9 protein-coding genes are annotated in these 12,663 nt (G+C 71.5%); 3 read left to right on the forward strand and 6 right to left on the reverse strand.

Annotated features, from left to right (window positions below):
- The first annotated feature begins 62 nt into the window (after nt 1-62).
- Together ACSU6M_RS23755 and ACSU6M_RS23760 are read left to right on the forward strand one after the other, a co-directional pair.
- Nucleotides 63-1,352, forward strand: coding sequence for a hypothetical protein (locus ACSU6M_RS23755; protein WP_437072150.1), 1,290 nt, complete (start codon nt 63-65; stop codon nt 1,350-1,352).
- 109 nt (nt 1,353-1,461) lie between these two features.
- A complete protein-coding gene (locus ACSU6M_RS23760) occupies nt 1,462-2,733 on the forward strand; it encodes a hypothetical protein (protein ID WP_437072151.1) in 1,272 nt (423 codons plus the stop codon).
- Between the two features lie 3 nt (nt 2,734-2,736).
- Here the strand turns inward: ACSU6M_RS23760 and ACSU6M_RS23765 are convergent, their stop codons facing one another.
- The 6 genes from ACSU6M_RS23765 to glgX all read right to left on the reverse strand — a co-directional run bounded on the left by ACSU6M_RS23765 (nt 2,737) and on the right by glgX (nt 11,129).
- Nucleotides 2,737-3,945 carry an MAB_1171c family putative transporter gene (locus tag ACSU6M_RS23765; RefSeq protein WP_437072152.1) on the reverse strand — a complete coding sequence of 403 codons (1,209 nt, stop codon included), beginning with the start codon at nt 3,943-3,945 and terminating at the stop codon, nt 2,737-2,739.
- Nucleotides 3,942-4,496: a hypothetical protein gene (locus ACSU6M_RS23770; RefSeq protein WP_437072154.1), complete on the reverse strand. Its 555-nt coding sequence runs from the start codon at nt 4,494-4,496 to the stop codon at nt 3,942-3,944. Before ACSU6M_RS23770 ends, ACSU6M_RS23765 begins: the two co-directional genes overlap by 4 nt.
- Nucleotides 4,497-4,569: 73 nt before the next feature.
- Nucleotides 4,570-5,064 carry a hypothetical protein gene (locus tag ACSU6M_RS23775; protein ID WP_437072155.1) on the reverse strand — a complete coding sequence of 165 codons (495 nt, stop codon included), beginning with the start codon at nt 5,062-5,064 and terminating at the stop codon, nt 4,570-4,572.
- Nucleotides 5,065-5,125: 61 nt separating this feature from the next.
- A complete protein-coding gene (locus ACSU6M_RS23780; RefSeq protein ID WP_437072157.1) occupies nt 5,126-6,982 on the reverse strand; it encodes an ABC transporter ATP-binding protein in 1,857 nt (618 codons plus the stop codon).
- Nucleotides 6,979-8,796, reverse strand: coding sequence for an ABC transporter ATP-binding protein (locus ACSU6M_RS23785; protein WP_437072159.1), 1,818 nt, complete (start codon nt 8,794-8,796; stop codon nt 6,979-6,981). Before ACSU6M_RS23785 ends, ACSU6M_RS23780 begins: the two co-directional genes overlap by 4 nt.
- An 86-nt stretch (nt 8,797-8,882) precedes the next feature.
- On the reverse strand, nt 8,883-11,129 hold the full coding sequence (glgX, locus tag ACSU6M_RS23790) for a glycogen debranching protein GlgX (RefSeq protein WP_437072160.1): 2,247 nt from the start codon (nt 11,127-11,129) through the stop codon (nt 8,883-8,885).
- 154 nt (nt 11,130-11,283) lie between these two features.
- On the opposite strand from glgX, the gene ACSU6M_RS23795 reads away from it, so the two are divergent.
- Entirely contained in the window at nt 11,284-12,522 is a 1,239-nt protein-coding gene (locus ACSU6M_RS23795; protein WP_437072161.1) for an Ig-like domain-containing protein, read from the forward strand.
- The last annotated feature ends 141 nt before the right edge of the window (nt 12,523-12,663 follow it).

A 12,663-nucleotide genomic window follows, 5' to 3' on the forward strand; every position in this document is an offset into this window, starting at 1 on the left:
GCCGTGACAAGCCGTCACATCGGCATCTGAGGTCACATCTCAGCAACCGGGGGGAACTCTTCATGTCCACCACTCATGCCCTGAACCGCGCGCTGGTCGTCGCGGCGGCCGCCATGCTGGTCGCCGGCGTCGCGGCCACCACACCGGCCGTGGCCGCGCAGAACGACCCCGCTCCGCCGTCCGCCGCGATCGCGGCCATCGACAAGGGCGGTGCGGGCCAGGGCCCGTCCGTCGCGACAGCCGAGACGGCCGCCGGGACGGAGATCAGCCGCAGTGAGGTGATCCAGCGAGCGGCCTCCTGGGTCGGCCTCGGGCTCGTGTACAACTGGAACGGGAGGTACCAGGGCTACCGCACCGACTGCTCCGGCTACGTCTCGATGGCCTGGAACCTCGCCGCTCCCGGACTCGACACCACCAGCTTCGTCCCGAACGGTGTCGCTTCCTGGATCACCAAGGACGACCTGAAGCCCGGCGACGCCCTGCTCAACGACGCCGCCCTCGCCAACGGCCACATCGCCCTCTTCGCGGGATGGACCGACTCGTCGCGCACCTCGTACCACGGCTACGAGTTCACCGGCACCGGCGTGCACTACCGGACCATCCCCTACCCGTACTTCCCTGGGTACGGCACCTTCAAGCCGGTCCGCAACAACAGCATCGTCGACGATGTGGTCGATCCGGGTCCGGACAATGTGGGTGTCTACCGGCCGTCGACGCATGAGTTCCATCTGCGCAATGACGACGGCAGTCTGCGGAAGATCGGTTGGGGCACGGTGGGTGACCGGCCGGTGTCGGGCAACTGGGACGGTGTCGGTCCGGACAACGTGGGCATCTACCGGCCGTCGACGCGGGAGTTCCATCTGCGCAATGACGACGGCAGTCTGCGGAAGGTCGGTTGGGGCACGGTCGGTGATGTGCCTGTGTCGGGCAACTGGGACGGTGGGAGTGCCGACAATGTCGGTATCTGGCGTCCGTCCACCCATCAGTTCCATCTCCGTAAGGACGACGGCTCGCTGCTCGCTCAGATCACGTGGGGTGATGACGGGGACATCCCGGTGTCGGGGAACTGGGACGGCGGTCATGCCGACAATGTGGGTGTCTATCGGCCGTCGACGCGGGAGTTCCATCTGCGGATGGACGACGGGAGTCTGCGCAAGGTCGGTTACGGCACGGTGGGTGATCTGCCGGTGTCGGGTGACTGGGACGGGACGGGGCCGGAGAACCTGGGTGTCTGGCGTCCGGGCTCGCACCAGTTCCACCTCCGTGCGGCCGACGGCAGCCTTCTGGACCAGATCACCTGGGGCGACGACGGCGACATCCCCGTCTCCGGCAACTGGGACGCACGCAGCTGAACCCCCCCCCGAGCGGCACTCCCCGGTGGCGCGACGGCCTGTCGCGCCACCGGCGATCCGTATGTGACGCCCTCTCACCGCACCCGCACCGGAAGCAGAGCTCCTCACCGTGAATCGCACTGTGCGCCACCATCTCGCCGCCGTCGCCGCCACCACCGCCCTCGCCGCCGGTCTTCTCACCGCGGCGCCGGCCGCCCTGGCCGACGACAGGGTCGACCTCTCCGACCCGACCGCCGTCACCGCCGTCCCGGACTACTCCTGCGGACCGGTTCACGACTCCGACCAGACCCTCGCGAACCAGCTGAACGGCACACTGACCGGCACCCTGCGCGGCTACATGACCTCCTACCGGGTCTCGTGCGCCCGCGCGATCGTCAAGGCCGTGCGCGCCCGCGGCCTGTCCGAACGAGCCGCCGTCATCGCCGTCACCACCTCGATCGTCGAGACCACCCTGCGCAACAACCCCAACATGGAGGACCACGACAGCGTGGGCCTCTTCCAGCAGCGGGCCAGTTGGGGCTCCTTCGAGGAGCGGATGGACCCGGCCTGGGCGACCAACGCCTTCCTCAAAGCGATGCTCGAGGTGAGCAACTGGCAGACCCGGCCGATCGGCGAGGTCTGCCAGGCCGTCCAGAACTCCGCGTACCCCGACAGATATCAGCCCCAGGCGGCCGACGGTGCACGCATCGTCAGCGCCCTGTCCGATCCGGGTCCGGACAATGTGGGTGTCTACCGGCCGTCGACGCATGAGTTCCATCTGCGCAATGACGACGGCAGTCTGCGGAAGGTCGGTTGGGGCACGGTGGGTGACCGGCCGGTGTCGGGCAACTGGGACGGTGTCGGTCCGGACAACGTGGGCATCTACCGGCCGTCGACGCGGGAGTTCCATCTGCGTAACGACGACGGCAGTCTGCGGAAGGTCGGTTGGGGCACGGTCGGTGATGTGCCTGTGTCGGGCAACTGGGACGGTGGGAGTGCCGACAATGTCGGTATCTGGCGTCCGTCCACCCATCAGTTCCATCTCCGTAAGGACGACGGCTCGCTGCTCGCTCAGATCACGTGGGGTGATGACGGGGACATCCCGGTGTCGGGGAACTGGGACGGCGGTCATGCCGACAATGTGGGTGTCTATCGGCCGTCGACGCGGGAGTTCCATCTGCGGATGGACGACGGGAGTCTGCGCAAGGTCGGTTACGGCACGGTGGGTGATCTGCCGGTGTCGGGTGACTGGGACGGGACGGGGCCGGAGAACCTGGGTGTCTGGCGTCCGGGCTCGCACCAGTTCCACCTCCGTGCGGCCGACGGCAGCCTTCTGGACCAGATCACCTGGGGCGACGACGGCGACATCCCCGTCTCCGGCAACTGGGACGCACGCGTGTGACCGTCAGGTGACCCCACCGCCGTCGCCCGGCGCGCCGCTCACCGGTGTGCCGGGCGCGGCGTACAGGCCGTTCGCCACGGCCACCACCGCCGGCAGCTCGATGACCGCCGCGACCTGGGCGAACCAGCGGATCTCGTCGTCCATGTCCAGCGCCTCCCGCACCTGGGGCCGGCCCTCGGGAACCCCCTCCCGGCCCGCCAGCTCGGCCGTCAGGGCGTAGCGCATCAGCGCCGCCTCGACAGCGGGGGCGAGGCGGTCACCGTCGATCCTCGCCGCACGCAGGCCCGCCTCGGCGGCGGGCGGACGGTCGGCGCCGATATGCCGTTCGAGGGCGAGTGCGCTGTCCCGGATCTCGATCACGTACCGGTACAGCCGCAGGCGGGGGTTGTTGCGCCGCAGTTCCTCCGGCAGCGGCAGGACCACCTCCGGCGTCGCGGTCCGCAGCAACTCCCACAGCGGCGCGATCCGGTCGGCCTGCCGGGCGGCCACCCGCTTGCTCCGGTACTCGGCGAGCGCGGGCCAGAGGACCGCGAGCGCGAACAGCAGCCAGGTGAGTGCCAGCAGGACCTGGGTGGTTCCGGTGATCACGGCGGACTCCGGGACCGGCCAGCCGAAGTGCTGGGCCGTCACATACACGAGCCGGTGCAGCAGATGGACCCCGTTGAGCACGAGAGCGACCCGCATCAGCCTCAGTGACGTCCGGGCCGGGCCGGGTGCCGCGTACCTCCCCTGGGTCCAGCACAGCCGCGCGGCCACCACCAGGCCGATCGCGTTGTACCCGGCCTGCATCGTCCAGTAGGCGTACCCCGCCGTCGAGCCCTGGCTGTAGGTCAGCAGCACGACCTCACCGCTCGGCCGCGGCATCACCGCGAACGCGGCGGTCAGCGTGGCCGCCCCGGCCGCCCATCCGGCCACGGTCCACCGCGAGATCCGTCCCCGGGCCCGTCCCGTCGCCTCCCGTACGAACTCCAGGACGGCCGCCGTCCCGGCCAGCCCCACCACATGCACCAGCAGATTGGTGACGCTGGCGACGCCGATCACCGCGTCGACCACCCGGCGCACCGCCGGTGTCCCCAGCGTCACCGCCGTCGCCCAGCACGCCCACATGGCCGACAGCACCCGGTGGAGCCGCGGCGCGGACCGCCACTTGCCGAGGCCGTACAGGGTGAGCAGCCACAGCAGCGGCAGCATCACCAGTTCATACGGCCTCAATCGGCCCTCCATTCGTAGGACTCGGCGAAGGTGCACATCACCAGCGAGAGGGTGTCGGCCGTCGCCCGAGAGGCGGTCGGCAGCGCGGCCGGCACGGCGTCGAAGTGCTGCCACATCAGCGAGGCCAGCAGCTCGGCCTCCTGCTCCTGGCCGGTGGACGCCCGGGTCCGGTCCCGGGCCAGCAGCCGGGCCGCCATGGCCGGGTCGAGGTCGGGGAACAAGCGCCGCAGCGCCTCCGGGTCCGGCTCACCCTCCTGCCAGTGGTCCAGCAGGATGTGGGCCAGCTCGTGCAGCACGATGTGCGTCTGGTGGACGGGACTCGTCACCACCGAGTAGTAGACGTGGTCGACGTCGGCGAAAGCGATCCACACTCCGCAGATCCCCGATCCGCCGCCCTCCTCCTCGGGCAGCGGAATCAGCCGCAGCGGCCGCCCGCGTCGCCGGGCCACCGCGTCGGCCACGCTCTCGATCGTGAACGGCAGCGGAACGTCCAGCTGCCGGATCAGGTCGTCGCAGCGCGCCTTGAAACGACGCCAGACCTGTTCCTCCATGCGCGCCCCCCGCGTCCGCACAGCCCCCTGCACGCGGCCCCGTCCGCGCGCTGTGCCGAGTCTATGCGAACGGTCAGGCGGGATCCGGCCCCGTCACCTGCGACGAGACCGCCTCTTCGGTCTCCGGCACACCGCTGCGTTCGACCAGCGAGCGCACCATGTCCACGCCCTGCGCCGACATGGTCGCCACGGTGGCCGCGCGCAGCGCCACGGACCGCACATCGTTGGCGCGCATCGCCGCGATCAGCGCGAGCTGCGCGGTGACCCGGTTCGCCACCTCGTCGTCGATGAAATACGCCAGCGGGACACCGAAGAAGTCACCCAGCGCCCGCAGCGTGCCGACGGTGGGGTTGCCCGCCCGGCCCTTGACCAGCGTCCACAGCCGCCCCACCGAGATCTTCGGGTCGCCCGGCCCGGCCGAGGCGCGGATCCCGTCGACCACCTCCTGCAGGGTGTAGCGGCGGCCGAGCGGCTGCACATACGTGAACAGGAACTCGATCCGCTGTGCGAGCCGCTCCGTCTCGGGATCAGGCCGCTCCTCCGCCTCGGTTCGGTCCCGCTCGCTCATGCCGATCATCCCTCCGCCCGCCGGCCGGTCATCCACACTACCGCCGCCGGGCGGACGCCCCTCATGCCAGGCTGTCCCGCCACGCCCGGTGCAGGTCCGAGAACCGCCCGGTGCCCGCGACGAGTGCGGCCGGGGTGCCGTCCTCGACGATCCGGCCGCCCTCCATCACCAGCACCCGGTCGGCGATCTCCACCGTGGACAGCCGGTGCGCGATCACCACGGCCGTGCGGCCGTGCAGGACCGTCGCCATCGCCCGCTGTACGGCCCGCTCTCCGGGGATGTCCAGGGAGCTGGTCGCCTCGTCGAGGATCAGTACCGCCGGATCGGCGAGCAGCGCCCGTGCGAAGGCGACGAGCTGCCGCTGGCCGGCGGAGATACGGCCGCCCCGCTTGCGTACGTCGGTGTCGTAGCCGTCGGGCAGGCCGCTGATGAAGTCGTGGGCGCCGATGGCCTTGGCCGCGCGCTCGATGTCCTCGCGGTCGGCGTCGGGGCGGCCGAGGGCGATGTTCTCGGCGACCGTGCCGGAGAACAGGAACGCCTCCTGCGTCACCATCACCACCCCGCGCCGCAGTTCGGGCGCGGCCAGGTCGCGCAGGTCCACCCCGTCCAGCAGCACCCGCCCCTCGGTCGGGTCGTAGAACCGGGCGAGCAGCTTGGCCAGCGTGGACTTGCCCGCGCCGGTGGAGCCGACCACCGCGACGGTCTGCCCGGCCGGCAGGGTCAGGTCGAAGCGGGGCAGCACCTCGCCGCCGGTGCGGTAGGCGAACCGGACACCGTCGAAGACGACCTCGCGGCCCGGAAGCCCGCCCTTCGACGCAGGCAGCTGCCGGGGCTGCGCCGGTTCCGGCACCGTCGGCGTCTGGGCCAGCAGACCGGCGATCTTCGCCAGCGAGGCGGCCGCCGACTGGTAGGAGTTCAGGAACATGCCGAGCCGGTCGATCGGGTCGTACAGCCGCCGCAGATACAGCACCGACGCCGCCAGCACACCCAGCGCGAGCCCGCCGTCGGCGACCCGGTGGGCGCCCCACAGCACGATCAGCGCGACGGCCGTGTTGGCGACCAGCCGGGAGCCGACCACATAGCGCATCATCTCCAGCAGCGCGTCGCCGTTGCTGCGCTCGTGGCGCCGGTTCAGCACCCGGAACTCGGCGTCGTTGACCGCCTCGCGGCGGAACGCGCGCACCGGGCGGATGCCGTTCATCGTCTCCACGAACTTCACGATCACCGCCGCGATCGCCGTCGACCGCTCCTCGTACACCCGCGCCGCCCGCCGCTGGTACAGCCGCACCAGCCCGTACAGCGGCACGAACGACGCGACCGCGACCGCGCCCAGCCCGAGGTCCAGCCACAGCAGCAGGGCCGAGATGTACAGGAAGGACAGCACGACGCCGACCAGTTCCTGCAGCCCCTCGTCCAGCAGCTCGCGCAGCGACTCCACGTCGGTGGTGGAGCGGGAGATCAGGCGGCCGCTCGTGTAGCGCTCGTGGAAGTCCAGGCTGAGCGCCTGCGCGTGCCGGAAGATACGGCCGCGCAGGTCCAGCAGCACATCCTGGTTGACGCGGGCGGAGGTCACGATGAACGCGTACTGCAGAGCGCCCGCGGCGAGCGCGCACAGCAGATAGCCGGCGCCGACCGCGATCAGCGGCCCGTGGTCGTCGGCGCGGAAGGCGGGCACGGCCTCGTCGATGGCGTACGCCACCAGCAGCGGACCCGCCTGCACCGCCGCCTGCTGGAGCAGCAGCACCAGCGTGGTCAGCGCGACGCGGGCCTTCATCGGGGCGAGCAGCGAGCGCAGCAGCGCCCCCACCGCGCCCGGCGGGGAGGGCAGGCTGTCGCTGTCGAACGGGTCGTCGGTGCGCAGTCGTTCCTCGTCGTGGCTCGTGTCCTTGGCCGTGGGGCTCGCGGCGGTCGCCGTCATCGGTGGGCCTCCTCGTCCGCTCCGGACATCAGATGCGCGTACTCGGCGTTCGTGCGCAGCAGTTCGTGGTGCGTGCCGACGGCGGCGATCCGTCCGCCGGACAGCAGGGCGACCCGGTCGGCGAGCAGCACGGTGGAGGGGCGGTGCGCGACGATCAGCGCGGTGGTGTCGGCCAGCACGCGGCGCAGCGCCGCCTCCACGGCCGCCTCCGTGTGCACGTCCAGTGCGGACAGCGGGTCGTCCAGCACGAGGAACCGGGGCCGCCCGACGACCGCCCGCGCCAGCGCCAGGCGCTGACGCTGGCCGCCGGACAGGCTCAGGCCCTGCTCGCCGACCTGGGTGTCGGTGCCCTGGGGGAGCGCGTGCACGAAGTCCGCCTGCGCGATCTCCAGGGCCCGGGCGAGGTCGTCGGGGCCCGCGGTGTCCGGGGCGCCCATGAGGACGTTCTCCCCGACGCTCGCCGAGAAGAGGGTGGGTTCCTCGAAGGCGACGGCGATGAGCGAGCGGAGCTCGTCCCGCGGGATGGCGGTGATGTCGACGCCGTCGAGGGTGATCCGGCCGCTGGTCATCTCGTGCAGCCGCGGGACGAGTGCGGTGAGGGTCGTCTTCCCGCTGCCGGTGGCTCCTACGAGGGCCATGGACTCGCCGGGACGGATGTGCAGGTCGATGCGGTCGAGGACGGGGGGCGAGCCGGGCGGGGCGTCGGGGTAGCGGAAGGTGACGGCGTCGAAGCGCAGGCCCGTCGCGGCGGTGCCCGGCGCCCGAGGCCCTGCCCGCCGGTTCCGCCCTGCGGAGCGACCGTCCGCGGCGGTACCGGCGTCCTCCGGCTCGGCGTCCATCACCTCGAAGTACCGCTCCGTGGCCGTCGCCGCCTCCTGGCTCATCGCCAGCAGGAAGCCGATGGACTCCACCGGCCAGCGCAGCGCCAGCGCCGTCGAGAGGAAGGCGACCAGCGTGCCCGCGGACAGCGCCCCGTCGGCCACCTGCACCGCGCCGACGACGAGGGCCGCGCCGACGGCGGCCTCGGGCAGGGTGACGATGACCGCCCAGATCGCGGCGAGCAGCCGGGCCTTGCGCAGCTCCGTGCCGCGGAGCGTGCCGGACAGTTCACGGAAGGCGCGCGCCTGGCTGCGATGGCGGCCGAAGCCCTTGATGATCCTGATGCCGAGGACGGACTCCTCGACGACGGTCGTCAGATCCCCGACCTGGTCCTGGGCGAGCCGGGCCACCTCGGCGTACCGCTTCTCGAAGACCACGCACATCACGATCACGGGCACGGCGGGCCCCAGGATCACCAGCCCCAGCGTCCAGTCCTGCGCCAGCATGATGATCACGCCCACCAGGATCGTCACCCCGTTGACCAGCAGGAAGGTCAGCGGGAAGGCGAGGAACATGCGCAGCAGCATCAGATCGGTGGTGCCCCGCGACAGCAACTGGCCGGAGCCCCAGCGGTCGTGGAAGGCGACCGGCAGCCGCTGCAGATGCCGGTAGAGATCGGCCCGCATCGCCGCCTCCACCCCCGCCAGCGGCCGCGCCACCAACCACCGCCGCAGCCCGAACAGCAGCGCCTCGGCGAACCCGAGCAGCAGCAGATACAGCGCGCCCAGCCACACGCCCGCCGGATCGGCGTCGGCGACCGGACCGTCCACGACCCACTTCAGCACGAGCGGGATCACCAGCCCCACACAGGAGGCGAGGATCGCGATGAACGCGGCGCTGAACAGCCGTACCCGCACCGGCCGCACGTACGGCCACAGGCGCAGCAGACTGCGGACGGCAGAACGGTCCTCGGTGGTTGCACGTGTCGTGGGCATCAGCAGCGAGCGTACGGAACGCCACTGACACTGCCCACCGAGTTTCGGCCGGGCCGCTCTCCGCCGCTGGTCCTACGACCTGCCGTTCAGCCCACTTTCAGCAGCAGCACCGCCCGTCCCGGCACGGTGATCGGGGAGCCCGCCGGATACGTGGTGCCGGGGGCCTCGGCCTGGTCCTCGCGCGAGGTGTCGACGACCAGCTCGTACCTCCGCGCCCACGGCGGCCCCGGCAGCGCGAACTCCACCGGCCGCTCGTCCGCGTGCAGGACGGCGAGGAAGCTCTCGTCGAGGATCGGGTCCCCGCGTCCGTCCCGGCCCGGGATGTCCCGCCCGGACAGATACATGCCGAGGGTGGCGGCGGGCGCGTACCAGTCGCGTTCGGTCATCTCGGTGCCGCGCGGGGTGAACCAGGCCAGATCCCGCAGCCCGTCCGCCGAGTGCGCCCGCCCCGAGAAGAACGCGCGGCGGCGCAGCACCGGATGGCGGTGGCGCAGCGCGATCAGCCGGGACGTCAGGTCGAACAGCGCCTTCCAGCCGGGGTCCGACGGCAGGTCCCAGTCCAGCCAGCTGATCTCGTTGTCCTGGCAGTAGGCGTTGTTGTTGCCCCGCTGGGTGCGCCCCATCTCGTCCCCGGCCACCAGCATCGGCACCCCGGTCGACAGCAGCAGTGTCGTCATCAGGTTCCGCAGCTGGCGCCGCCGCAGGGCCAGCACCGCCTCGTCGTCCGTCTCGCCCTCGGCGCCGCAGTTCCAGGAGCGGTTGTCGTTCGTGCCGTCCCGGTTGCCCTCGCCGTTGGCCTCGTTGTGCTTGTGCTCGTACGACACCAGGTCCCGCAGCGTGAAACCGTCGTGCGCGGTGACGAAGTTGACCGAGGCGTAGGGCCGCCGCCCGCCCCAGGCGTACAGGTCGCTGGAGCCCGACAGCCGGTAGCCGAGGTCCCGCACGTCCGGCAGCGCCCCGCGCCAGAAGTCCCGTACGGCATTGCGGTACCGGTCGTTCCACTCCGTCCACAGCGGGGGAAAGGCCCCCACCTGATAGCCCCCCGACCCCACGTCCCACGGCTCGGCGATCAGCTTCACCCGCCGCAGCACCGGGTCCTGGGCGATGACCGCGAGGAACGGGGAGAGCATGTCGACGTCGTGCATGGAGCGGGCCAGGGCGGCCGCCAGGTCGAAGCGGAAGCCGTCCACGCCCATCTCGGTCACCCAGTAGCGCAGCGAGTCGGTGATGAGCCGGAGCACATGCGGCTGGACCACGTGCAGGGTGTTGCCGCAGCCCGTGTAGTCGGCGTACCTCCGCGCGTCCGACTGGAGCCGGTAGTAGCCGCGGTTGTCGATGCCCTTCAACGACAGCGTGGGGCCGTACTCGCCCGCCTCCGCGGTGTGGTTGTAGACGACGTCCAGGATCACCTCGATGCCCGCCGCGTGCAGCGCGCGCACCATCCGCCTGAACTCGCCGACCTGCTGGCCTCTCGTGCCGGAGGCCGCGTAGGCGGCGTGCGGGGCGAAGTAGCCGATGGAGTTGTAGCCCCAGTAGTTGCGCAGGCCCCTTCTGAGGAGGTGGTCCTCGTGGGCGAACTGATGCACCGGCAGCAGCTCCACCGCCGTCACGCCCAGCTTCACCAGGTGCTCGATCGCGGCCGGGTGCGCGAGTCCGGCGTAGGTGCCGCGCAGTTCCTCGGGGATGCCGGGGTGCAGCTTGGTGAAGCCGCGCACATGCACCTCGTAGATCACCGAGTCGGCCCACGGGGTCTTCGGGCGGCGGTCGTCGATCCATTCGTCGTCGGGGGCGTCGTCGTGGACGACGACACCCTTCGGTACGTACGGCGCCGAGTCCCGGTCGTCGCGGACGGTGTCGGCGACATGCTGCTCCGGCCAGTCCCGCACATGGCCGTAGACCTCGGGCGGCAGCCGGAAGTCGCCGTCCACCGCGCGCGCGTACGGGTCGAGCAGCAGCTTGGCCGGGTTCCAGCGGGCGCCGGTCCACGGGTCCCAGCGGCCCCGCACCCGGTAGCCGTAGCGCTGTCCGGGCAGCACGCCCGGCACGAAGCCGTGCCAGATCTCATGGGTCAGCTCGGTCAGCGGGGCCCTCCTCTCGCGCCCCCGCTCGTCGAACAGACACAGCTCGACGGCCTCGGCCCCGCCGGCCCACAGCGCGAAATTGGTGCCGGCCACCCCGTCCGGGCCCACCCGGAACCGGGCGCCCAGCGGGGTCGGCGCGCCCGGCCACACCGGTACGGCCGGGGCCCGCGCCCCGCGCCGTGCTCCCTCCACGAGGGCGGCCGCCCGCCCGTTCTGGGCGGCCACCGTCTCCTGCTCGGCTGCGCTCGACACGTGTGGGCCTCCCGCGGCTCGTCGGCACGACACGGGAGGAGCGCGTCATGCCCGCGCCCTTCCCTCGGCTCGTGTCGTCCCTTCCCACTGTTCTGCCCAGAGGTTGGCTCGCACTCACGTTTCCCCAGGGCGGGCCCCGTCGTTGGGCACGGATGTGAGGCACGTACATGGGCGCGCGCGGCGCGCGGGGGCCGCACTGGCCGCCGTACTGACATGGGCAGGACTGCTGGCCGGGGCCGCCGGCTGCACCGACGGCGGCGGGATGGACCGTATGCTCGGCAAACCCCGGGCCCCCGAGGACGTCATCCGGGTCACCCCCGAGGACGGCAGCCGGCTGGTGCGGCCCGAGGAGCCGCTGGCCGTCCGGGTGCCCGACGGGCGCCTTGAGTCGGTGAGGGTCGTCCGGTCGCAGGACGCCCAGGAGACCGAGGTCCCCGGCCGGATCTCCGCGGACGGCCTGAGCTGGCGGCCCGACGAGGAGCGGCTGGCGCTGGCCGCCGAGTACAGCGTCGACGTGGTCGCCCTCGACGGCCACGGCCGCCGCTCGGCCCGGCACACCAGCTTCACCACGTACGTCCCCGAGGAGCGGTTCATCGGGTACGTCACCCCCGAGCACCGCTCCACGGTCGGCACCGGCATGATCGTCTCCCTGGAGTTCAACCGCGAGATCGAGGACCGCGCGGCCGTCGAGCGCGCCGTACGCGTCACGGCGAAGCCCGCCGTGGAGATCCGCCCCCACTGGTTCGGCAAGGCCCGCCTGGACTTCCGCCCGGAGCACTACTGGAAGCCCGGCACCGAGGTCACCGTCGACCTGCGGCTCAGGGACGTGCAGGGGGCGCCCGGCGTCTACGGGCTCCAGTACAAGACGTTCACCTTCACCGTCGGCCGTCACCAGGTCTCCCTCGTGGACGCCGCCCGGCACACCATGCAGGTGCGGCGCGACGGCGAGCTGCTGGCCACCGTGCCCATCACCGCGGGCGCTCCGAAGACCACGACCTACAACGGCAAGATGGTGGTCACCGAGATGTACGAGGTGACCCGGATGAACGGCGCCACGGTCGGCTTCACCAGGAAGGACGGCAAGGGCGAGTACGACATCCCGGACGTGCCGCACGCCATGCGGCTGACCGAGTCCGGCACCTTCCTGCACGGCAACTACTGGGCGCCCGCCTCCGTCTTCGGCACAACCAACGTCAGCCACGGCTGTGTCGGCCTGCGCGACGACAAGGGCGGCGGCTCGGACACCCCGGCGGGCTGGTTCTTCGACCGCACCCTGATCGGGGATGTCGTCGAGGTGGTCAACAGCAAGGACAAGAAGGTCGCTCCGGACAACGGCCTCGGTGGCTGGAACATGGGGTGGAAGGAGTGGAAAGCGGGCAGCGCGGTCAAATAACACCTCAAGGGCGTCCGGTTGGGACCGAACGGTGACAATCACGCGACCTCGGTGCTCCTGAACAGGCGGTTAATATGCGCCAATGTGCGCGTGTGACGCGCTGTTCGCGGGCCCCACCAGGCCCGGGGAGGGGAGAGGGAC

This window comes from Streptomyces sp. enrichment culture, from assembly GCF_964272895.1.
Lineage (GTDB): Bacteria > Actinomycetota > Actinomycetes > Streptomycetales > Streptomycetaceae > Streptomyces.

Coding starts and splice junctions, on each gene's coding strand:
- ACSU6M_RS23755 (WP_437072150.1), top strand. CDS start 63: ATGTCCACCACTCATGCCCTGAACCGCGCGCTGGTCGTCGCGGCGGCC.
- ACSU6M_RS23770 (WP_437072154.1), bottom strand. CDS start 4,496: ATGGAGGAACAGGTCTGGCGTCGTTTCAAGGCGCGCTGCGACGACCTG.
- ACSU6M_RS23775 (WP_437072155.1), bottom strand. CDS start 5,064: ATGAGCGAGCGGGACCGAACCGAGGCGGAGGAGCGGCCTGATCCCGAG.
- ACSU6M_RS23780 (WP_437072157.1), bottom strand. CDS start 6,982: ATGACGGCGACCGCCGCGAGCCCCACGGCCAAGGACACGAGCCACGAC.
- ACSU6M_RS23785 (WP_437072159.1), bottom strand. CDS start 8,796: ATGCCCACGACACGTGCAACCACCGAGGACCGTTCTGCCGTCCGCAGT.